A 22,863-nucleotide genomic window follows, 5' to 3' on the forward strand; every position below is an offset into this window, starting at 1 on the left:
TTCACGTAAAACCGTAGTTATGGAAAAGTCTTCTCAGTCAGGGAAATTTCTTCCCGCGTACGGATATGGATTAGCCCTTATTTCCATTGTCTTCACTGTTATTTTTTATCTCACAAAACTATATGGTAATTTATGGATGGGCTACCTGGGAAATATCATCATGTTTATTGGGGTATTGTTATCGATCATTCATTATAACAGGGTGCGCCATGACCGGGGTTCGGCCATGTCGGCATTTTCAATGGGCTGGCGCACTACCTTACTCGCTACTATTATTTATGCCGTATTTATGATTCTTTTTCATTTCCTGGTGGGAGGAAATCCGGCTCATTCCCTGCAGGAGCACGATACCGTAAAAGATAATTTCTGGGTATATTTCCTGGGAAACATCATTTTCGTGAACCTCTTTGTAGGGGTAGTAGCTGCTTTGCTGGGTGCAATGGTATTTAAATCCGATCAAAAAACTACCTCGCCCAACGAGCCATAGGAACTATTATCTTTGCAGGGCTATGTCTAAAGGCCATATTTTAATTATCGACGATGAGGATCAGCTCCGGAAGCTGTTAAGCCGCCTGCTGGCCCTCGAAGGATATACCCTCCATGAAGCGCCCAATGTACGGACCGCCATGAAGATCCTGGAAAAAGAAGAAATACACGTGATACTCTCGGATGTAAAACTGCCGGATGGGAATGGTGTGGAACAGGTAAGCCATATCCGCAGTAAATACCCCGAAATTGAAACGATTGTGCTCACGGCATATGGTAACATCGCCGACGGAGTACAAGCCATTAAAAACGGTGCATTTGATTACATCACCAAGGGCGATGATAACAATCGTATCCTTCCGTTGGTGAGTAAAGCGATGGATAAGGCCCATCTGCAGTTCCGTATCCGCGACCTGGAAAAGAAGATAGGAGGTAAGTATAACTTTGAAAATATTTTGGGAGCATCACCTGAAATAAAGGCCGCTGTTGCATTGGCCGAAAAAGTAGCGCCCTCGGATATGACCGTGTTGCTGCTGGGTGAAACCGGCGCCGGCAAAGAAGTGTTTGCACATGCCATCCACCAGGGGAGTCAACGCCGGCAACAGCCTTTTGTGGCGGTAAACTGCAGTGCCTTTGGCAAAGAGATCCTGGAAAGCGAGTTATTCGGACACATAGCGGGCGCCTTTACCGGCGCTGTAAAAGATAAAAAAGGCTTTTTTGAAGAAGCCCGCGGAGGCACCATTTTCCTGGATGAAATAGGAGAGATGGCCATAGAGCTGCAGGCTAAAATGTTACGGGTACTGGAAACCCAGGAGTTTTATAAGGTAGGCGAATCAAAACCTACTAAAACGGATGTACGCATTATTGCCGCTACCAACCGTTTGCTGGAACAGGAAATTGCCGCAGGACATTTCCGGGCCGATCTCTTTTATCGCTTGTCCGCTTTCCAGATATCCCTGCCATCGCTGAATGAGCGCCGTAAAGACATTCCCGTGCTGGCAAGCTGGTTTTTACAGCAGATTGCGCCCAAAATGAACAAGCGTATTACCGGCATGACCCCCGCTTTCCTGCAGGCATTGCAGCAACATAGCTGGAAGGGAAATATCCGGGAACTGCGTAATGTTATTGAAAGAGCCGCCATTCTAACGGATACGGATATACTCGATGCCCCGGTATTACCACTCGATTTTCAACAAGGAAATATAGAAGAACCTTCTTCCCTTCGCCTGGCCGATATGGAAAAACACCATATTGTCCGGGTACTGGCGCATGCCAAAGGCAATAAAACCAGGGCGGCAGAGCTGATGGGAATCGGTTTAACCACCCTGTATAACAAAATTAAGGAATACAATATCACCGCATCATAATAACCAGCCGAGTAACAGGCAGGCCAGTACGATAAAAGGAGAAGGAACCCTGGTAAGGCATAACAGCGCCAGCGTACTGGCCATGATCAGCAGGTTATACCAGTTGACCGGGATTACAAAAAAGAGGATAAACGTAGCCGCCCACATAATACCCACCACCACGGCATTTATACCCTCCAATGCCCGGTATATTACCACATATTTTTTGAGGTTATTCCAGATAGGAAAGAAAAATAATACCAGCAACAGGCTGGGTAAGAAAATAGCTATAGGCGCCAGCATGCAACCTAGAAACTGGTAACCCATTCCCAGGTTGCGCATCGCCATACCTCCTACATAGGCTGAAATGGAAAAGGTAGGCCCTGGAAGCGCCCGCATAATACCAGCCCCGGTCAGTAGTTCTTCTGCCGTAAGATATTGTGATTTGGCGCGGGTAACATACTGCTCCAGCATCATGGCAATGAGTATATCGCCTCCGCCAAATACCAGGCTCCCAAAACGGTAAAAGTTTTCAAACAGGTTAAATGGCCGCCTCGTGATCCATTGATGGGAACGGGCCAGCTCGGAAAAAATACCTGCCAGGATAAACAACGATACAAATAACCAGATATTACCCCACTGTATTTTGCGGGGTTTTTCCGCTACACCGGGGATACGTTTGTTACTGAAATTAGATACAATGCCGCCAAGTATAATCAACGCGGGAAATGTCCAGGGCGATTTGAGGTAAAAGGCCGTAAACATCGACACCACCATGATGATAAAGGTGGCCACGTTGTTAATACTGATGCGGAATGCCCTGATACCCCCGTAGGCCAGGAAGCCTACCGCCATGGGCTGTACGTATTTGAAAATGTCGGTTTGCAGGGCATTTTTGCCAAAATACTGGAGCAGGAAACTCAGGGAGCCCATTATCAGGCAGGCCGGGCTGATCCAGATCAGCAGGGTGATAACGGCCAGCACTACGCCACCCCGTTTATAGCCGATTAAAGTAAGGGTTTGAGAAGAAGAGGCGCCGGGCAACAGCTGACAAAAAGCATTGTACTCCATCAGCTCCTGCTCGGTTACATCCTTGCGTTGCTGTACAAAGGTTTTCATCATCATGGCCAGATGACCTTGCGGTCCTCCGTAGGCGGTGATGCTATGTAGTAGCACTGCTTTTAGAAAAGGAATATGACGTAGAAGCACAGTTAATTTAGTGAATTCCGATTGCACGAATTTATAAGGTACTCAAATATCCCGACAAAATACAACCAGGTTGCTAATATTGGTAATGGCTTAAAATAATAAAGGCACAATACTTGTAATATCTGTATCCGTTATAACGAATATGGCCTTTTGTCCGTTGTGATCAGTTTGTTACTAGATAGGTTAATTACCCACCAACATCTAAGAATGTTCGGATTTAAAGAATAACCATATTGAGAAAAACCATTGAGAAATGACTTGCTTATACGCAGGATATTTGTAAAGTCCCGGAAACGATAGTTTCCCGGGACTTCGCTATTTACAGCTTTATTTTTTCAATCCGATTTCACGTAAACGTTCGTCCAGGTATTCGCCGGCGGTGATGGGCTCGTAGGCCAGCGGACTATCCGCGGTAACACAGCTTTCCAGGCAATCCAGCTTCATACTTGATTTGGGATGCAGAAAAAATGGGATAGAGTAGCGGGAGGTATTCCACATTTCGCGGGGAGGATTCACCACCCGGTGGGTAGTCGATTTAAGACGGTTGTTGGTTAAGCGCTGGAGCATATCCCCCACATTTACCACGATCTGTTCCGGCAGGGAGGTAACCGGTACCCAGTTATTTTGTTTATCCAGGATCTGTAGCCCATCTGCAGAAGCTCCAACCAGCAGCGTAATCAGGTTAATATCTTCGTGCTGTTCGGCCCTGATAGCAGATTTTGGCTCCTGTGTAATAGGAGGGTAGTGAATTGCCCTCAGGATAGAGTTGCCGTTATGTATTTTGCTGTCAAAATAGTGCTCGTCCAAACCAAGGAATAAGGCAATTGCCTGTAACAGGTACTTGCCCGACCGTTCAAAACCACGGTAGGCCTGGAAGAAGGTAGGGGTAAATGCCGGTACTTCCGCCACCTGCACATTGTCAGGATATTCAGCGCCAATAGGATCACTATCTTCCACTGTTTGCCCGAACTGGAAAAACTCTTTCAGATCAGGTGCCTCATAACCCTTGGCATGTTCTTTACCAAAAGAGGTATATCCACGCTGACCGGCCAGTTCAGGGATCTCGTACTGATGCTTTGTATCAAAAGGAAGCTTGAAAAATTGTTGTACATACTTGTAGAGGTCTGCAATCAGTTCGTCAGGAATCCCATGATTCTTTACCGCTACAAAACCAACTTCTTCATAAGCTTTACCTAACTGCTGCACAAAGGCGGCTTTTCGTCCTGCATCTCCGGAGGTGAAGTCTGCAAGATCCACGGAGGGGATAGAGTGGGTTGTTGCCATATCTTGATATTATTGTTTTGGAGCAATAAAGGTAGGGAAAAAAGGGAAGCAGGAACCTCCCAGCTATTAGCCATTAGCTTTTAGCTTTTATTAAAAGCTAATGGCTAACAGCTAAAAGCTGGGGGGGCCTGCTTACTTGAAGTAATTTTCCTCTGTTCCGGTGATATCCACCACTGCATAACGGTTTACCTGGTTGATCAGCATTTCATCCATGATGTCTACCACATTCTTGTAGTTGGAACGCTTATCTGCTTTGATCAGCACCATCAGGTCGTTTTTCCGGAAAGCCTGCAGTACAGCGGCTTTTTTCCGGATAATAATATCCCGGATGCCATTGCGATTGGCATAGCTGCTATATTGTACCTGTGGCGGAATTGCAGGGTCGTTGCCAATGCCTTCGTACCAGGCAATACGGTTGTCGGGGCCCAGTATCACCGTCAGCGCTTTTTTTGCCGGTAACGACATGGAATCTCCATCTTCCCGGGGCATCACCAGGTCCATGGTTTTAGGTTTGGCCATGGTGGTAGTCAGCATGAAAAAGGTGATCAGCAGGAAGCCCAGATCCACCATGGGCGTCATGTCTACCCGGGTTGACTTTTTATTGCTGCGGGTACCGCGGCCATTGTTCTTTTCGGAAGTATTTATTTCAGCCATTGTTAACGGTTTTGGATAAACGAAAAATGGTTGAAAGCGCTTTCAGGTATTAGATGCACGAGGAAAAGTATTCCATACAAGGATTTTTTCTTGCCCGGGATTAAACTGATTTTACAGATTAGGTTGATTTATTCCTTCGAGGATTAAAAAAAGATTAGCGAAGACAGAAGCGGGTATCCGCCTTTATCTCCGCTAATCTTTTTAAATCAAAAAAATATAAATCAGGATAATCTGCAAAATCAGTTTAATCCTGGGTAAGACAAGAATTGTTTAAAACTCCGCGCTTTTCGGTGTCCTTGGGAAAGCTATTACATCCCGGATATTAGTCATACCGGTAACAAACAACATCAAACGTTCAAAGCCAAGTCCGAAGCCGGCATGTGGTGCAGTGCCGAAACGGCGGGTATCGAGGTACCAGCTCAGTTCATCTGCGGGAACATGCATTTCACCCATACGTTTTACCAGTTTGTCGTAGTCTTCTTCACGTTGTGAGCCGCCTACCATTTCGCCGATACCAGGGAACAGGATATCCATAGCCCTTACGGTTTTGCCGTCATCGTTTAGTTTCATGTAGAAAGACTTGATTTCTTTAGGATAATCGGTCAGTATAACCGGTTTCTTAAAATGTTTTTCTACCAGGTAGCGTTCGTGTTCGCTCTGCAGGTCAGCGCCCCAGGCTTCGATCAGGTATTGGAACTTCTTGTTTTTGTTATGTTTGCTGTTCTTCAGAATGTCGATAGCTTCTGTATAGGTGATCCGCACAAACTCGTTGTTCAGCACAAACTCCAGCTTTTCTATCAGTCCCATTTCACTGCGTTCCTGCTGTGGCTTTTGCTTGTCTTCCTCCACGAGGCGGTTAGCCAGGAAGTCCAGGTCGTCGCGGTTATTATCCAGGATATATCCTATTACGGATTTAATGAATGCTTCAGCCAGATCCATGTTGTCTTCCAGTTCATAGAAGGCCATTTCAGGCTCAATCATCCAGAACTCAGCCAGGTGGCGGGCTGTATTGGAATTTTCAGCACGGAAAGTAGGACCGAATGTATAGATATCTCCAAAAGCCATGGCTCCCAGTTCGCCTTCCAGCTGTCCGGAAACCGTCAGGTTGGTAGATTTGCCAAAGAAATCTTCTTTGAAGTCAATATCACCGTTTTCGGTGCGTGGCGGGTTTTTCATGTCCAGCGTGGTTACGCGGAACATTTCGCCTGCGCCTTCCGCATCGGATGCCGTGATAATAGGCGTGTGCAGGTACACAAACCCGCGCTCATTAAAGAAGCGGTGTACGGCAAATGCGAGGGCATGACGTACGCGGAAAATGGCGCCGAATGTATTGGTACGGAAACGCAGATGGGCTATTTCACGCAGGTATTCCAGGCTGGGCTTGTTTTTGAGCTGTAAAGGATATTTTTCCGGATCACAGTCGCCCAGTATTTCCAGGGTGGCAGCCTTCAGTTCTACTTTCTGGCCCTTACCGAGGGAAGGAATAATTTCGCCGGTAGCGCTGATGGCAGCCCCGGTGGTAATGCGCTTCAGCAGCGCTGCATCTGTATTTTCAGAATTGATTACTATCTGTAAATTATTATTGGTAGAGCCATCGTTCAACGCTATAAACTGGTTATTACGGAAGGAACGCACCCAACCTTTAACCGTTACCTCGTAATGCTGCTTGTCGTCCGACAAGATTTGCTTGACTTTCACCCTTTGGCTCATAATATATTATATTTTAGGACTGCAAAAATAAGTGGAAAACTTCATAGTATATAGTCCGGATGACTGCCTTTTTGCCTTCCTGGATTGCCAATAAAATGTTAAAAATCACTGGATAGGTTGGCTAGAATCAATATTAACAAGGTTTTGAGCCTCCCGCTCACAGTCTTTTACAGCCCGGGAAAGCACTGTATTACCCGCTACTTTGGGGCAATTGGGGTCTAAATATTTTTGGATAATAATAAAACTTGTTTTAATCTTGCGGTATATTCTGCCTGATTAAGTTCATTTTTCCATCTTCATCAGCAGTTCCTAAACTCAATCATTCCCTATCAAATTTAATAAGCTAATTAAATTTATTGACTCAAAAACAATTATTTGTAATTGGTGTATGTTGGTATGCAGTGGTACCCGCCTCACAACACTTCTAAAATTTGACAACACAGATGATGTACGACATCTTACAACTGAACGACATGCTCGTTCCTGAGCTGCTTGATATTGCAGAGAAACTGGACGTTCCCAACGCGAAAAAACTGAACAAACAGGACCTCATCTACAAAATTCTTGATAAACAAGCCGTATTAGCCTCAGAAGATAACCAAGCCAACGGAGACGAAAAGAAAGCACGTAAACGCAAACCTGTAAAGAAAGACGAAGCTAACCACGCTGCTGAAGAACCTGCTCACGCTGAAGAAAAACCAGCTGCTAAAAAAACGGCTGCAAAGAAAACTACCGGTAACAAATCAAAAGATCATGACGCGGATGAAGCACCGGTAACTTCTGCAAAACCTAAGATAAAAGATTTTGAAATAGACCTGGATAGCATCCCTTCCCTGACTTTCGATGATGATGATGATATCATCATTCCATCTTTTACAGAAGATGAAGAAGCAGCAGAAGAGGAAGAAGAAGAAGTGGTAACAATACCTCCGGCGGAAGAAGAACTGGACGAGGACGATTTCGTGGTACCAGGTGAAATTCCTGTAATACCCGCTGCCCAGAAGAACCGCTTCCCAAGCAAGAAAGAACCAGTTTTCAATATAGAATTTGATGGTGTAATTGTAAGTGAAGGCGTGCTGGAAATGATGCCCGATGGCTACGGTTTCCTCCGCTCTTCCGACTATAACTACCTCAGCTCCCCGGATGATATTTATGTATCTCCATCGCAGATAAAACTGTTCGGGCTTAAAACCGGTGATACCGTGAAAGGCTCTGTACGTCCACCTAAAGAAGGAGAGAAGTACTTTGCACTGCTGAAAGTAGAAACCATTAATAACAAGTCACCGGAAGAAGTACGCGACCGTGTACCTTTCGATTACCTGACACCACTGTTTCCTTTCGAGAAACTGAGATTAACCACCACTTCCAATAACTACTCTACGCGTATCATGGATATGTTTACGCCTATCGGTAAGGGACAGCGCGGACTGATTGTTGCGCAACCCAAGGTAGGTAAAACCATGTTGCTGAAAGAAGTAGCTAACGCGATTGCTACCAACCATCCTGAAATTTACCTGATGGTAGTACTGATCGATGAGCGCCCGGAAGAGGTAACAGATATGGAGCGCAGTGTAAAGGCAGAAGTGATCGCCTCCACTTTTGACGAACCGGCAGAAAAACACGTGAAAGTATCTGCTATCGCGTTGCAGAAAGCAAAACGCCTGGTAGAATGTGGTCATGATGTAGTGATCCTGCTGGATTCCATCACCCGTTTGGCAAGAGCACACAATACCGTGGCGCCTGCATCCGGTAAGGTATTGAGCGGTGGTGTGGAAGCTAACGCCATGCAGAAACCTAAACAATTCTTTGGTGCGGCACGTAAAATAGAACACGGTGGTTCATTAACCATCCTGGCTACCGCATTGATCGATACCGGTTCTAAAATGGACGAGGTGATCTTTGAAGAATTTAAAGGTACCGGTAACATGGAACTGTTGCTGGATCGTAAACTGGCTAACAAACGTATCTTCCCGGCGATCGATGTTTCTGCATCTTCTACCCGTCGTGATGACCTGTTGCTGGATAAAGATTCACTCAAACGTATCCACATCCTGCGTAACCACCTGGGCGATATGAACACAGATGAGTCCATGCACTTCATGCTGCAACATATGCGTGGTACTAAAAACAATGAAGAATTCCTGATCTCTATGAATAGTTAGGATCGGTTACATTATAATGAAAAGCCGTTACGGATATCCGTAACGGCTTTTTTTATTTTATGATGTTTAGTACTGTTTTTTCTGCTGCCCCGGCGCAAAAGGTTTGGCGGATTTAGTACCATATATTTTTTTCTGTTGCCCCGGTGGTAAACCATGGGGATTGCCGGCTGGCTGAGTGGTTACACAGCTGCTGTAAATAATGGCCGCTGAAAAAAATGACAACAGCATTTTTAGTGTTCGCATGACAGGTTATTTTTATTACACCTTAAAAAAGCAAAAATCCCGCCACAGTAATACCGTGACGGGACTATCCAATCTATTTAACCTTATAACTATCTTACATAAAACATCATCAGATGCTTAGAATATCCAGTTTACTCCCAGGGAGAATTCTTTAGGGAAGTTAAAATCAAAGCTGCTGGTGTTTGTTTTAACACCGGTTGCTTCCAGTTTATTCTGGTTGTAGCCATAAGATAAACCACCAAACGCACCTTCGATCATGAAATGTTTGGTAACAAAGTAAGTGATACCAGGTAATACATTCACTTCAAAACCGTTTACAGTGTTGGTTTTAGTACCCTCCACCTTGGTGTTACCGAAGTGGTATCCAGCGTTGGCTTCGGCGAAGAACGCGAATTTGCTTTCGCCGATCATGTGGTAGTTACGAACAAATAAACCCGGAGTGATGTCCAGCGTTTTGGTCTTAATGTCTGCAATGGTTTTGTGGGAACCAAATTCCGATTTTGCAAAGATACCAACTACCCAGTTTTGATTCAATGCCACGCCTACTTTGGGGCTGATGCCAAATTTCGTTTCTGAGTCTTTTTTGTCAGCGTCTTTTACTTTTGAAGTAGTAGTAGAAACATTCAGATTACCACCTAAAATTACATCGCCTTTCGAAAACTGAGCCTTTGCTACTTGTGTGCCGAACAGTGCTACTGCGGCCAATACAATCAACTTTTTCATCTGTCGTTAAATTTAAATATTCATTAAAACTATTCCTGTGTGCTTTGATTCTTCTACATACTGTCTAGCAATCCTGGTTGATGTTTGGTCGATATCTTAACCCATTAAAAAAAATGGTTAAAACGTGTTTCTCGCGGGCCATAAAGCATTTCAAGGCATTACGGTCGTGAGGATCGAAACCCGCCGCCTGCCATTTGCACCATATTACCCATAAACCGAATAATACATTTACCAATAGCTGCGCCGTGAGCTCCGTATCTGTATCTTCATGAAGCTCGCCGCTTTCCACTCCCTTGGAAATGGTGGCGGAAAGGAAAGAAATTTCTACCTGCTGCAATAACTCAATCGTTTGCCGCATCAGGCTGGAAGGAACATCCTTGATCCATTCGTTTACACCAAACAGAAAATGATATTCCAGCAGCATTCTTTCCTTCAGCTCCAGGTAGCGATCCATGATAGCGGTGGTAGACGGGGCTGATTCCACATATGCGGACATATCGAGGAAACAATCGGCTATCATACGCTCCACTACCGCTACGTAGATGGATTCTTTATCTGAAAAATAATAATACAAAGAGCCTTTCGAAATTTCCAGGTCCCTGGCTATTTCTTCCATGGTAGTTTTAGACAGGCCGAACCGCTTGAAGCGCTTTAATGCCGCTTCCAGAATCATAGTTCGTTTCTGGTCCTGTTCTGCCATTTGCCTATAGTTGCAAACGAAACTGACTGTTTGACTATTTCGTTTTGCGGGTCAAATGTACGACCAAAACTTATTCCACCAAATTTTTTTGTTAAGAAATTGTTACGTATCCTTCGCGGAAGATTTATTTGCGCGCCATTTTAGCTACCAGGTCCCGTTGTCTTCTTTCTGTGATATCGAGCACCACACCGCTTTTCAAAACTACCTTGCCGGCCGCGGAATCGAGGTGCGCAATGTTGGAGAGCTGTATCATCTGGCTGTTATTGATCTGGTAGAAACGCAGGGAACCGAAAAGGTCTGCATAGTACCGGAAAGGCAGCAGCGCAGCCACCGGCCCCCCGGAACTTAAATGAAACAGGCAGTTATCGCTGCTGGCTTCCAGGTATTCGATAGCAGGTATATTAATAGTATATGCCTCGCCGTTAGTAGCCTGGATAAGCAGCTTCCAGGAGGAAGGCTTGCTGTGGTTAAAGTTTTCCAACAGCACATGATACCGGTCTTTATTGGTGCCGGTACTGATTCGTTCAGCCACTAACGTTACCGCCTGCAATAAGCTTTCTTTATCAATGGGTTTCAATATCAGCTCTACATCGCTGAAGCGTATTACATGCAGGAACTTTTTTTCAAATGCGGTTACAAATACAGCTTCAAAAGGAATATCCGGCATTGTGCCGGCCAATACGTCAAACCCGGTGCCATCCGGCATTTCGAGGTCCAGAAATACCAGTTCGGGGCGGTGTTTCTTTATTTTTTCAACGCCGTCCCTGCAGTCCGATGCAGTATCGGCGATAGTGATTTCGGGGCAATATTTTTCCAGCATTAACGCAATAATGTCCCGGCTGTTTCGCTCATCATCTATTATAATAGCCTTTATCATAAAATAACATTAACGGATACACTAATTATAACTGGGGGATCAGTATTTTAACAATCGTGCCGCTATCTGATTCATCTTCCGATGACCTGTCTATAATCTCTATATGGATTTCAGTATTATACATTTTGTTTAATAACTCAGCGCGGTTCTGGCTTATTTCCATACCAGACGACTGATGATGTTTGGGAAGCATCCGCAGCGATTTGGAACGGGCAATGCCGATTCCGTTATCCGCAATCACACATTCCAGCATATCGGCAGCCACCTGGTTAAAGTAAATGGAAAGCTGGCCGGTAGGCTGTTGGGGGTTGGTCATACCATGTTTTACGGCATTTTCCACATATGGTTGCAACAGCATTGCCGGAATCTCCAGTTCGGCGGTGGCTATCACAGGATCTACCACTATTTCATATTCCATCCTGTTCTCAAAACGCATTTTTTCCAGGCCCAGGTAGGTATTCAGGTAAGTGATTTCATCTGCCAGCGATATAAAATTACGACGGGAGAAATCCAATGTTTTGCGGATCAGGTAAGAAAAGTCGGAGAGATACTTTTGCGCATATTCATAATCCCGCTGCATTACAAACAACTGGATAGAGTTCAGGCAGTTGAATATGAAATGGGGATTTATTTGTGCGCGTATAGCCTTCAGTTCAATTTCTGTCAGCTTCTTATCGTATTCCGTTTCCAGTTGTTTTTTCCGCTGTTCTTCCAGCTCCTGTTTTTTGCGGAGAATTTCGGTGGTCTGCTCTTTCACCAGTTCTTCCAGTTGTTCGTTCAGCTTACGTTGCAGCTCTTTGTTCTTGTTCAGCTGTTTGATGAGCAGCTCCTGTGTGCGGGTGCGTTCCAGGTGCACCAGTTTGTTACGGTAACTTAACCCCGCCAGGAAAAACATAGCCTGCAGCAATACACCGCCTATCAGCAGCATGGTAGGTGCTGCCAGCTCTCCCAGGGCGCTGAGCAGCCCAAGTGGCCATACGTGCATCAAAAAAGAACCCAGGCAGGCCAGGTATAAACACACCGAGCCATACAGGAAAAACCGCACCAACGGGTGGTGCCGCGACCGCCGGGCCAGCGCTACAAACACCGCCAGCAGTGGCACCAGTGTTACAAAATATACATAACTATAGATAATGGTCGGTAAATGGTATTGCTCTTCAGCAATACAGTACATACACAATATAATAAGGCCGCCCACTACCGCTGACACCCAGGTGAACACCCGCTCCATCAACGGATAGCGCTCGGTCAGGTTGAGAAAAGTATTCCCAAACAGCAGGTACATCAGGTAAAAACAAAAAAGTAGTCCCGGAATGTCCCAGTAATATTTCAGCATCGGCCACTGATGAAAAAACGATAACTGGTACGGCTTGCTTTCCAGTCTTAACGCAAAAAACAGGATCAGCCCCAGCACATATACGGCAAAATAGATGTAGGACCTGTCTGGTAACTGTATATAATTGATAATGGAAATGCTGAAGAAAACCAGCAGCATCCCGAGCAGCACCAGTATAATCACAGCCTCTTTGCGGTAAATATCCAGCTGCTGATCCCTGAACACCGCATAGGATTCTTTGCTGAAAAGCGTTGGCATCAGGGCATTTTCATTATACGATTTGTTGATGATATGCAGGTAAAACGTACGGATCTGACCAGCGGGTACCGCTACATTAAAGGCATAATGGTTCCATCGCTCCACACCGCCATCGTCGAGCATCAGACCGGTTTGCATCAGCAGCTCCGGGGTATCGCCTGGCGACTGCATGTACCAGTACATATAGTCGTGCCAGCCGGAAAACAACTGGCAGGAAAGCGGCTTATTGCTTTGATTTTTGACGGTAAGTCGCAGCCAGCAATTATTTACCCTTCCATTGTTTTTGGGGTAATTATGAAAAAGCTTGTCTTCATGAATAAAAGAGCGCCGGCTTACCTCTGTCACGGTAAGATGCTGATCATCGTCTGAAAGCGTGTTGATATAAGGGCGCAGATCCATATTCGCCGGTGCGAATGCGGTATCTGCTATCAGTGTATCTACTGGGTTACGATCCGTGTTGGCAAAGGATTCTGCAGTGTAACAGTACAACAGCAGCATTAGAAGAATGCGCTTCACAAAGAGTTTTATAAGTTTGGTTATAACAATTTATCAATAGCTTTTGCCATTGCCTCATCCCTGGCAGTAATGATATCTCCTGCATCGTGCGAGCTGAGATATATTTCTACTTTATTGTAAACATTACTCCAGTTGGGGTGATGATCCATTTTTTCCGCGACCAATGCAACTTTTGTCATAAACGCAAAAGCATCCCGAAAATCTTTGAATTCAAATGCCCGGTAAAGCTGTTTGTTTTTTTCTTCCCACATAAAATAACAGGGATTTTAAAAATGTAAAACTGGGGTCTGTCACGGAATCTGGTTAAATTATTATGCGCCGGTGTGTAGTGCCTATCTTAAAAAATAAGGTTCATCTTGTTCCTGATCTCTCTGATATCCAGTAAAGATACTAATTGTACAAGCGGAACAAGTCGTAATTCTTCCAATAATTTTTTTACGTCGTTGGGCTGATAGTAATCTCCTTTGATCATCCACAGAAAATCAATCTGTTTTAGCTCTGATAGCAGGAATTCTGCCTGACAATGATTATTATAAATATAATGCGCCACTGAATTAGTGGGTTCATGAAACTCAAATATAGGGAAATGGAAGGACCTGGTTTTTTTGGAAAGCGTAATTTCCAGCTGATTGTTCACCCGGAAGTTGGTATGCAGTTGGCGGTTAATATGCCAGCACAGCTGGTAATCGCGGCTTGAAGAAGCGATACCGATCAGATGGGTATTCTCAAAGAAATCCTCCACCAATTGGTCCTGGTCCAGCTTTAACTTGAGTATTGTCATATAGAAAAGTAACGCTTCATCCTGCCCGGATGTTGAAAAAAATTATCCTTTCTTCTTAATGCTCTTTTTGGAAGAAGGTTGTCCCGGGTCCCAAAATACGGTTTTAAAGTTTTGAATCTTATCTTCTTTTACAACCACGCCCTCCTGTTCCAATAATTCCTTCATCAGGGTGGGGGTGGCAAAGTGGCTGGCGCCGCTAAGTTCGCCTTTGCTGTTTACCACCCGGTGTGCAGGTACGGCCGGTTTGGCGCTGCCGGCGGCATTCATGGCCCAGCCCACCATGCGGCCGGTGAGCTTTAGCCCGGAAGCATCTGCTATAGCGCCATAAGAAGTGACCCGCCCACGTGGTATGGTGCGGGCGATTTTAAATACGGTGTCGAAAAAGGAAACCTTTTTACCGGTTTCCGTTGTTTTTTCCTTCTTCCCTGCGCTGGGCAAGGAGGGAAGATCTTTTGGGTTCAGGTACTTTTTCATAATCAAACGGACAATGTTTACAGCCGTTACCGCAGCAAAAGCCCCGGTCGAGGTGGAATTTTTCGGTAAATACCATATAGCCCTGGGCGTTATAGTAAAAATCAATCTTCTCCACCAACGGTTGCTTCATCTGACGGCAGTTTTATGGTTTGCCAGTTCAGCGGTGTAGCCGGCAATTGAAATTTCAGGTAACGGATTGTTCTGCCATCTGCCAGGTGCATACCTTCATAATAGGTCTGGATCTTCAGCAGGGGCGGAACTTCCGGTAAAGCGTAAACGTCAGGAATATCTTCTATCAGGGTACATCCCGCAGCAGCAATCACTTCCTGTGTAAAGGCATAGAGCTGGGGAGAGTCTGTTTTCAGGTTGATGGTAGCTCCCGGCGCCAGCAATGGCTGGAATAATTGCAGGAACTTCGGATGTGTCAGTCGCTTCTTTGACTTGGAATTGCGTAGGAACGGGTCCGGAAAGGTGATCCAGATATCTTTGATCTCGCCGGGCGCAAAGTAGTTATTGAGTTTATCTATCTGTGTCCTTAGGAACCCGGCATTGGTCAGTGGTTCTTCCAGGGCAGTTTTGGCGCCTCTCCAGATACGGTTGCCCTTGAGGTCCACGCCTAAAAAGTTCTGGTCGGGGAATAGCCTGGCCATACCCAGTGTATAATCTCCTTTTCCACAGGCCAGCTCCAATGTAACCGGGTGGCTGTTTTTGAAGAATTCATTCCATTTTCCCTGCATGCCTTCCGGGTATATCAATACGTTGGGGAAGGTTTCGATTTCAGCAAATCGTTCTAATTTTTTTTGTCCCATTTGCGGCAAAAATAAGAAAAAGCAGAAAGCTGAAGGCGGAAAGCAAAAAGCTATTGACACGATTGGCAGTAAGATATTAAATAATATCTGTTCACTTTGATCAATCGTCTCAATAGCTTTTTGCTTTCCGCCTTCAGCTTTTTGCTCAAAAAAAAAGCCCGTAAGCATGATAACTTACGAGCTCTTTAAACCAATTAAGCTGTAGGAGGAGGAGTCGAACCTCCACGGGGCAGTTAGCTGTAGCACAAGTAAGATTAGTGGTCAACCCATTTATACTACGTTTATCCTGTGATCCCCACCCTCGAGACAAGAGGGCATGTCTGCCAATTTCATCACCCCACAGTATGTTAAAACCGTTACCTGTTATTGCTTTCCGTTAACCTTTTTGGTAATGATTATGATGCAAATCTAAAGAGAAGGGGACTTTCTTGCAAATTTTTTAAGAAGAATTTTGGAATTTTCGATATTTTTTAAATATTTGCATATAACTTTAAAACATTCAAAAACAAATTGTAAAAATGAGCCACAATTTGAATATTGACAAACTCGATTTGCAGATTATCAGCGAAATGATGTCTAATGCTGAGATCTCTTACGCCGACCTGGGGAAGAAATTATTCGTTTCCGGCGGTACCATCCACGTGAGAATGAAGAAATTGCAAGAACTGGGTGTAGTTAAAGGTACTAAATTACATGTAGATTTAAAAATGATCGGCTATGATGTGATCGCTTTTATTGGGATTTACCTCGAAAAGAGCTCCATGTATGATACGGTTGCCAAAGAATTAAGAAAAATACCCGAAATGGTACGTCTTAATTATACTACAGGCAGTTATAGCATGTTTGCGGAAATTATCTGTAAAGATATTACCCAGCTTCGCCGTATCCTCCATGATGAACTACAGAAAATCAAAGGTATTGAAAGGACGGAAACCCTGATTTCCCTCGAAGAGAGCTTCTACAGAACAATTAACGTGGTGGAATAGTTTTTTAAGGATGAAGGAGCCGGCCCCTGTTGCTTTTTCATGCTTAATCATTAAATTCCACTATGGTTACACCAGAAATTGCCGACAAAATTCAGCGGTTGGAAGAAAAGTATGCCGCCATGGGGCAGAATCTGTCATCCTATCTCGATGGCCTTCTGTACGCGGACTACCTCACCTACTGGGATTATATTCAGCTGGATGTGTTGCTCAACCTGCAACACCCACGCACGCCGATTCCTGATGAAAGAATTTTCATTATTTATCACCAGATCACGGAACTGTACTTTAAGTTATCGCTGCAGGCTATCGAACAAATCAGCCTGGCGCCCGTACTGTCAGCTGAAATTTTTATCACCCAGCTAAAAAGGATCAACAACTACTTCCATAGTCTCATTAACTCATTTGAAATAATGGTGGATGGGATGGATAAGGAACAGTTTCTGCAATTCCGCATGGCGCTTTTGCCTGCCAGCGGCTTTCAGAGCGGACAATTCCGCATGATCGAAATTTGCTCTACCAGGTTAAATAACCTGGTATATGAAGCGATGCGGCCCGGAATGGAGCACCTGGAGCTGAAAGACGTGCTCGACAACATTTACTGGAGAAGCGGCGCCACAGAACTGGCTACGGGGAAAAAAACGCTGACCCTGCGCCAGTTTGAGCTGAAATACATGGATACCTTCCTGCAGATGGCCACCCGTTACAAAGACACTAATATACAGGCCCGTTATCAGCAGTTAACACCGGAAGAACAGGCTGAGGTAATCCCCCTGTTAAAGGAATACGACCTGAATATCAATGTGCGATGGCCTTTGATGCATTATAAATCTGCTGTAAGATACCTGCACAAAAAACCGGAAGATATCGCCGCTACCGGTGGTACCAACTGGCAACAATACCTGCCTCCAAAAAATAAACGCATTGTCTTTTTCCCGGAACTATGGACAGAAGAAGAGTTCAATAACTGGGGAAAACTGGCCATGGGCGAGTAACCTAAATCTGCTGCGTTGTAAATCTTCTTATATAATATGCCAATAACGGTACATCTGCTTTTTCCAGCGGATGTGCTGTATCCGGCATAATGGTTAGTTGAGCCAGCGGCAGGGCTTTGTAGACCTCTATTGTTTCCTGGAAGGATACCATGTTGTCGCGGTCGCCCATCATAAGCATACAGGGGGTAACAATCCGGGCATAATCGTCCTGTTTCAGCAAAGACTGATGTCCCAGTTCCTCAATCAGCTGGGCAGTACGGTTGACCACGGTTTTCCAGTCGCCCGCGGTATGCCTTTGCTCCAGCACCCGGGCAAAAGCAGGAACTTTCTCTTCAATCAGGGCCGGGTTCAGTTGTTTCACCTCCTTGCTGGCAGTAGCTTCATTCCAGTTATATTTGGTGGCGAGGGTAATGATCCGTCCTGTTTTTTCGGGGTAATGACGGGCCAGGTACATCGCTACATAGCCGCCCATGCTGTATCCGAAAATATGTACGAAATCAAGTTGCCGGCTTTCGAGATAGGAGAGCACCTCCGCTGCAAATACCTGGATACTGAAGCCCTGTTCTGAAAATGGTACATCTCCATGCCCGCTGAAGTTAAGCTGGTGTACCTCGTAATGGTCCGAAAGTGCGGCTGCCAGCGGCTGAAATTGAGAAGCGGCGCCAAGGGCGCCATGTAAAAAAAGTATGGGGAGTTTATTAGTTTGCATTGACTAAAACTAGCATAAACATTTTGGAATAAAAAGCAGAAAGCGGCTTTTTGCTTTATCCTTTCTGCTTTGTGCCCATAATAAAATGTTCCCATATTTTTTTATTATGTTTGCATAGATGTTGCCGATTAATTTTCTTCACTTAAGATGTCCCATCATCAAATCATGTTTTTTTAAATACTAGTAATGGAATACAATACCACGCGTAATTACCTGATAATGAAGGAATATGGCAGGAATATCCAGAAAATGGTGGAATACCTGGTAACCATAGAAGACGACGATGAGCGCCAGCGTAATGCTATGGCTGTGATTGAACTCATGGGTACGCTGAATCCGCATTTACGTAATGTGGAAGACTTCAGGCATAAATTATGGGACCATATTTTTAATATTTCCGGTTTTACCCTGAAAGTGGAATCACCTTACCCGATTCCTACCATAGAGAAGCTGAGAGCGAAACCCGATAAACTTTCCTATCCAAAAAAATATCCCAGGAACCGCCACTTTGGTAAAAACCTGGAGATGATCATAGACAAAGCCCTGCACGAAGAAAATCCTGAGAAGAAAGAAGGATTTACCCAGTGTATCGGGAATTACATGAAACTGGCTTATACCAACTGGCACAAGGAAAGTGTACACGACGACGCTATCAAGGCGGAGTTGCTGGCCATTACCAATAACCAGCTGGAATACCATCCGGGCCACACTGCACATGTAGCCAGTCCTGCCGGTTTCGGCGGAGGCGCCGGCGGCAATGTAGCCGGAGGCGGAGAACAATTCCGTTCCAGTAACAAACGCAAAAACTTCCAGCAGAACAAATTCAAAAGCAGCAACAACAGCGGCGGCGGAGGCAAAAGCAGAGATAATAACAATAAGCACAATAACAAATACAACAAAAACAGGAACAAGTGAGTAGTGCTTTTGAAGTAAGAGGCGGCAACCGCTTAAAGGGGGAAATTATACCCCAGGGTGCCAAAAACGAAGCTTTACAGATCATCAGTGCAGTGATGTTAACCCCTGAAAAGGTGACCATCAACAATATTCCGGATATCGTAGATGTTAATCTGCTGATAGAGTTGTTAGGAGATGCAGGTGTAAAAATTAATCGTATCAGTCGCGATGTCTGCGAGTTTCAGGCCGATGCAGTGGACCTGAAATACCTCGAGAGTCCCGAATTCAAGAAAAAATCAGGCAAGCTGCGAGGTTCAGTAATGATTGCCGGTCCCCTGTTAGCCAGGTTCGGACGGGCTTTTATTCCTAAACCCGGTGGCGATAAAATAGGCCGGCGCAGGCTGGACACTCATATCATCGGTTTCGAGAAACTGGGCGCCCGCTTTGTATACGATGCCGACGATAACTATTTCCGGCTGGAAACTGCCGGGGGGCTCAAAGGCACCTATATGCTGCTCGATGAACCCAGCGTTACCGGTACTGCCAACATCGTGATGGCAGCGGTCCTCGCTGAAGGAACTACTACCATTTACAATGCTGCCTGCGAACCTTACCTGCAGCAGCTTTGCAAAATGCTGAACCGCATGGGCGCACGCATCGGCGGGGTAGGATCCAACCTCCTTACTATTGAAGGTGTGAAAGAACTCGGTGGCTGCGAACATACCATGCTGCCGGATATGATTGAAATCGGCTCTTTTATTGGTCTTGCTGCCATGACGCAGAGTGAGATCACCATTAAAAATGCCGGTGTCGACAACCTGGGTATTATCCCGGAAAAATTCCGCCAGCTGGGTATCCAGATGGAAATCAGGGGAAATGATATCTATATCCCTTCCCAGGATTCGTACGAAATCCAGACTTTCCTGGATGGTTCTATCCTGACCATTTCGGATCATCCCTGGCCGGGCTTTACTCCCGATCTGCTGAGCATCGTGCTGGTAGTAGCTACACAGGCCAAAGGCAGTGTGATGATTCATCAGAAGATGTTTGAAAGCCGCCTGTTTTTCGTTGATAAACTGATAGACATGGGTGCACAGATCGTTTTATGCGATCCGCACCGCGCTGTAGTTATCGGTTTGGGCCGGCAGCATGCATTGCGCGGTATCACCATGTCATCGCCGGATATCCGTGCCGGTGTGTCTCTCCTGATTGCCGCGCTCAGCGCAGAAGGAAAGAGCACTATTCAGAATATAGACCAGATTGATCGTGGCTACCAGTATATTGACGAAAGGTTAAGAAAACTCGGTGCAGACATCAAAAGAATATAGCAACACAGAAGATTAAGATATTATCAGCTTCGCTGCATTCCCTAATAGCTAATGGCCAAAAGCTAACAGCTAAATCGCTCCACCCAAATACCAGCAAAAATTTTTACTGGTTTTTGGGTGTTGCATTTGGAGTAATCAGTAACATTGATTTCAACATCATAATGGAAAAAAAGATCATCATCGTTACCGCGCCTTCCGGCGCCGGCAAAACCACCATCGTAAAAAAACTACTGGCCACCATGCCGGTATTATCCTTTTCTATTTCCGCCAGTACCCGTACTCCGCGTGCCAGTGAAGTAGATGGGAAGGATTACTATTTTCTGTCGTCCGAAGAATTTCACCGGAAAATAGATGAACACGCCTTTGCAGAATACGAAATGGTGTACGCCGGTAAGTACTATGGTACCTTGAAAAGTGAACTGGAGCGTATCTGGAGCAATGAACAGATCCCCATGGTGGATATTGATGTGAAAGGTGCATTATCTATCAAAGAAAAGTACCACAACAACGCACTGACAATTTTCATACAGCCGCCCTCGTTAGACGCACTCCGGGAACGACTCAGTGAAAGAGGAACGGAAACACAGGCTTCCCTCGATGAACGCCTCGCCAAAGCCCGCTACGAGCTGTCTTTCTCCCATGAATTTGATGAAATTGTGGTAAATGATGAACTGGAGAAGGCTTATGGGGAAGTAAAAAAGCTGGTGACAGATTTTTTAAATATAAAATAGTCGTTTGATTGTTGGTTTTCCTAATTCAGTATTTTTGTTAGGATGGACGGATACACTATAATTATTTTGATTTTCCTGGTACTGCTGGCCGGTTTCTTTTCTGGTATAGAAGCGGCATTTGCCAATGTTAATAAACTTAGCATTGAGCTTAAAAAGAAGCAGGGCCGGGCTACTGGTAAAATATTAGCCAGTTTGAATGAAAACCCCAGTCGCTTCCTGGCTACCAGCCTGGTCGGATTTACGATCACTGTGGTCATTTATGGTATCATGGTGGCAGGATTTTTCCAGCCGGCATGGGATTCATTGACAAAGCAACAGTCAGAGGCCGCTGGTATGCAGCCCCTGGTGATCCTGCTGGAGGTAATCCTGGCTACGCTGATCATGTTGTTCCTGGGATTCTTTATACCCAGGGCGATATTCAGGTCCAGACCGGAAGCATTGCTCGGCTTTTTTGCCCTGCCTATTTCCCTGATCGCAAAACCGCTGTACGTAATCGGTAATGTACTCGTATCAATATCCGAGTGGATGCTGAAGTATCTGTTCAATGTTCGGCTGGTGGAAAGCGACGAATCCTTTACCCGCGTGGATGTGGAGCATTTTATCAGGCAATCTCAGCAACACCTTGGTGAAAACAACCAGGAGCTGAATACCGAATTGTTTGAAAATGCACTATCACTCGCCCATGTAAAGATCCGCGGCTGCCTGATTCCCCGCAAGGAAATAGAAGCGCTGGAAATACACCGCCCAATTGGCGATGCGAAGAAAAAATTCATGGAAACAAAACTGTCAAAGATTGTTATCTATGAAGGCTCCATCGACAATATCCTCGGTTATATTCATCAGTTGGATATGTTCAAGGACCCAAAGGAAATCAGCAGCATCATTCATCCCATATTAGCAGTGCCTGAAACTATGAGCGCAATAGACCTGCTCAGCAAATTCAATAAGGAACGAAAAAGTATCGCATGGGTGGTTGATGAATTTGGCGGTACAGCAGGTATTGTCACCATCGAAGATGTTCTCGAGGAAATATTCGGAGATATAAAGGATGAACATGATGAAGAAGAGTTTGTAGAAAAGCAGATCGCAGAAAAAGAATATATTTTTTCAGGAAGATTAGAGCTTGATTACTTGAATGAAAGGTATGGTTTGGATTTTCCGGAAGATGAAAGTGAAACGTTATCGGGCTATATAATCAACCATCATGAGACCATTCCCAAGATCAAGGAACGCATTATAATTGATGATTATGAGTTTGATATTCTGAATGTTACGGATACCAGGATCGAAATGGTGAAGATGAAGATGTTAATATAGACATGCCCGTTAATCAGGTTGATTTATCAGATATTAATATGATATAATTTTTTCTATAATGTGTGGATTAACCATACAATAACAATTTTGCTAAAACGTTTTTAAAAAAAGTAGTAGGAATTTAACACGGATTGTATACATTTGCTCCAGATGATGTAACACAATGATTTGATTTTTGTTAAAAGGTTGTAAAAAAAGTGTTCCAACATTGATAATAAAATAATTCTTGTTATTTTTGTATTACAAAATAAAACGCAACCAGGGATTCTTACTTATTCTGAACGCTTGCCATCAATTAGGTAAGTAGTATAACTGGAAGCTAAAGACATTCTCGAATT

The 22,863-nt window shown here is 44.8% G+C and carries 24 protein-coding genes; 9 read left to right on the plus strand and 15 right to left on the minus strand.

Features of this window, described 5'->3' with window-relative positions; all coding sequences use genetic code 11:
- The first annotated feature begins 19 nt into the window (after positions 1-19).
- Both KE626_RS14105 and KE626_RS14110 read left to right on the plus strand, forming a co-directional pair.
- A complete protein-coding gene (locus tag KE626_RS14105) occupies positions 20-487 on the plus strand; it encodes a DUF4199 domain-containing protein (protein ID WP_211973559.1) in 468 nt (155 codons plus the stop codon).
- Positions 488-509: 22 nt separating this feature from the next.
- Positions 510-1,853, plus strand: coding sequence for a sigma-54-dependent transcriptional regulator (locus tag KE626_RS14110; protein ID WP_211973560.1), 1,344 nt, complete (start codon positions 510-512; stop codon positions 1,851-1,853).
- Here the strand turns inward: KE626_RS14110 and chrA are convergent.
- The 4 genes from chrA to asnS all read right to left on the minus strand — a co-directional run bounded on the left by chrA (position 1,848) and on the right by asnS (position 6,689).
- Positions 1,848-3,008, minus strand: coding sequence for a chromate efflux transporter (gene chrA, locus KE626_RS14115; protein WP_346344412.1), 1,161 nt, complete (start codon positions 3,006-3,008; stop codon positions 1,848-1,850). The two genes, KE626_RS14110 and chrA, sit on opposite strands and share 6 nt — an antisense overlap.
- A gap of 360 nt (positions 3,009-3,368) precedes the next feature.
- Complete coding sequence (locus KE626_RS14120; RefSeq protein ID WP_211973562.1) at positions 3,369-4,325, minus strand: isopenicillin N synthase family dioxygenase; 957 nt, start codon at positions 4,323-4,325, stop codon at positions 3,369-3,371.
- A 132-nt stretch (positions 4,326-4,457) separates the two neighbouring features.
- A complete protein-coding gene (locus KE626_RS14125) occupies positions 4,458-4,979 on the minus strand; it encodes an ExbD/TolR family protein (protein ID WP_211973563.1) in 522 nt (173 codons plus the stop codon).
- Positions 4,980-5,249: 270 nt separating this feature from the next.
- Positions 5,250-6,689: an asparagine--tRNA ligase gene (gene asnS, locus KE626_RS14130; protein ID WP_211973564.1), complete on the minus strand. Its 1,440-nt coding sequence runs from the start codon at positions 6,687-6,689 to the stop codon at positions 5,250-5,252.
- Between the two features lie 446 nt (positions 6,690-7,135).
- Between asnS and rho the strand changes: the two genes are divergently transcribed.
- Entirely contained in the window at positions 7,136-8,851 is a 1,716-nt protein-coding gene (gene rho / locus KE626_RS14135; RefSeq protein ID WP_211973875.1) for a transcription termination factor Rho, read from the plus strand.
- A 66-nt stretch (positions 8,852-8,917) separates the two neighbouring features.
- Here rho and KE626_RS14140 read toward each other — a convergent pair whose 3' ends face one another.
- From KE626_RS14140 to trmB, 10 genes are all read right to left on the minus strand, one after another.
- Positions 8,918-9,094 carry a quinol oxidase subunit 4 gene (locus tag KE626_RS14140; protein ID WP_211973565.1) on the minus strand — a complete coding sequence of 59 codons (177 nt, stop codon included), beginning with the start codon at positions 9,092-9,094 and terminating at the stop codon, positions 8,918-8,920.
- Between the two features lie 117 nt (positions 9,095-9,211).
- Complete coding sequence (locus tag KE626_RS14145; RefSeq protein WP_211973566.1) at positions 9,212-9,817, minus strand: outer membrane beta-barrel protein; 606 nt, start codon at positions 9,815-9,817, stop codon at positions 9,212-9,214.
- A gap of 64 nt (positions 9,818-9,881) precedes the next feature.
- Entirely contained in the window at positions 9,882-10,517 is a 636-nt protein-coding gene (locus KE626_RS14150) for a TetR/AcrR family transcriptional regulator (RefSeq protein WP_211973567.1), read from the minus strand.
- 124 nt (positions 10,518-10,641) lie between these two features.
- Positions 10,642-11,394, minus strand: a complete 753-nt coding sequence (locus tag KE626_RS14155; protein ID WP_211973568.1) for a LytR/AlgR family response regulator transcription factor — start codon at positions 11,392-11,394, stop codon at positions 10,642-10,644.
- Positions 11,395-11,419: 25 nt separating this feature from the next.
- On the minus strand, positions 11,420-13,504 hold the full coding sequence (locus KE626_RS14160; protein ID WP_211973569.1) for a histidine kinase: 2,085 nt from the start codon (positions 13,502-13,504) through the stop codon (positions 11,420-11,422).
- 20 nt (positions 13,505-13,524) lie between these two features.
- The gene (locus KE626_RS14165; RefSeq protein WP_211973570.1) at positions 13,525-13,755 is read right to left on the minus strand and encodes a 4a-hydroxytetrahydrobiopterin dehydratase; all 231 of its coding nucleotides are present in this window, start codon (positions 13,753-13,755) and stop codon (positions 13,525-13,527) included.
- 86 nt (positions 13,756-13,841) lie between these two features.
- The gene (locus KE626_RS14170) at positions 13,842-14,285 is read right to left on the minus strand and encodes an IPExxxVDY family protein (protein ID WP_211973571.1); all 444 of its coding nucleotides are present in this window, start codon (positions 14,283-14,285) and stop codon (positions 13,842-13,844) included.
- Positions 14,286-14,327: 42 nt separating this feature from the next.
- Positions 14,328-14,759 (minus strand): MGMT family protein, encoded by a 432-nt coding sequence (locus KE626_RS14175; RefSeq protein ID WP_211973572.1) that lies wholly within the window; start codon positions 14,757-14,759, stop codon positions 14,328-14,330.
- Positions 14,680-14,889, minus strand: a complete 210-nt coding sequence (locus tag KE626_RS14180; RefSeq protein WP_211973573.1) for a C1orf53 family protein — start codon at positions 14,887-14,889, stop codon at positions 14,680-14,682. The genes KE626_RS14175 and KE626_RS14180 overlap by 80 nt, the downstream gene beginning before the upstream one ends.
- Positions 14,861-15,568, minus strand: a complete 708-nt coding sequence (gene trmB, locus KE626_RS14185) for a tRNA (guanosine(46)-N7)-methyltransferase TrmB (RefSeq protein ID WP_211973574.1) — start codon at positions 15,566-15,568, stop codon at positions 14,861-14,863. The genes KE626_RS14180 and trmB overlap by 29 nt, the downstream gene beginning before the upstream one ends.
- Positions 15,569-16,086: 518 nt before the next feature.
- On the opposite strand from trmB, the gene KE626_RS14190 reads away from it, so the two are divergent.
- Positions 16,087-16,554, plus strand: coding sequence for an Lrp/AsnC ligand binding domain-containing protein (locus KE626_RS14190; protein WP_079471223.1), 468 nt, complete (start codon positions 16,087-16,089; stop codon positions 16,552-16,554).
- Between the two features lie 62 nt (positions 16,555-16,616).
- Positions 16,617-17,546, plus strand: a complete 930-nt coding sequence (locus KE626_RS14195) for a tryptophan 2,3-dioxygenase family protein (protein ID WP_211973575.1) — start codon at positions 16,617-16,619, stop codon at positions 17,544-17,546.
- A gap of 1 nt (position 17,547) precedes the next feature.
- On the opposite strand, the gene KE626_RS14200 is transcribed toward KE626_RS14195, so the two are convergent.
- The gene (locus tag KE626_RS14200; RefSeq protein WP_211973576.1) at positions 17,548-18,255 is read right to left on the minus strand and encodes an alpha/beta fold hydrolase; all 708 of its coding nucleotides are present in this window, start codon (positions 18,253-18,255) and stop codon (positions 17,548-17,550) included.
- Positions 18,256-18,441: 186 nt separating this feature from the next.
- Here KE626_RS14200 and KE626_RS14205 point away from each other — a divergent pair, with 186 nt between their 5' ends.
- The 4 genes from KE626_RS14205 to KE626_RS14220 all read left to right on the plus strand — a co-directional run bounded on the left by KE626_RS14205 (position 18,442) and on the right by KE626_RS14220 (position 22,525).
- Complete coding sequence (locus tag KE626_RS14205; RefSeq protein ID WP_211973577.1) at positions 18,442-19,170, plus strand: DUF4290 domain-containing protein; 729 nt, start codon at positions 18,442-18,444, stop codon at positions 19,168-19,170.
- Positions 19,167-20,477, plus strand: coding sequence for a UDP-N-acetylglucosamine 1-carboxyvinyltransferase (gene murA / locus KE626_RS14210; RefSeq protein WP_211973578.1), 1,311 nt, complete (start codon positions 19,167-19,169; stop codon positions 20,475-20,477). Before KE626_RS14205 ends, murA begins: the two co-directional genes overlap by 4 nt.
- 161 nt (positions 20,478-20,638) lie before the next feature.
- Entirely contained in the window at positions 20,639-21,208 is a 570-nt protein-coding gene (gene gmk, locus KE626_RS14215) for a guanylate kinase (RefSeq protein ID WP_211973579.1), read from the plus strand.
- Positions 21,209-21,250: 42 nt separating this feature from the next.
- The gene (locus KE626_RS14220; RefSeq protein ID WP_211973580.1) at positions 21,251-22,525 is read left to right on the plus strand and encodes a hemolysin family protein; all 1,275 of its coding nucleotides are present in this window, start codon (positions 21,251-21,253) and stop codon (positions 22,523-22,525) included.
- Positions 22,526-22,863: the final 338 nt, after the last annotated feature.

The organism is Chitinophaga hostae (assembly GCF_018224885.1).
Lineage (GTDB): Bacteria > Bacteroidota > Bacteroidia > Chitinophagales > Chitinophagaceae > Chitinophaga > Chitinophaga hostae.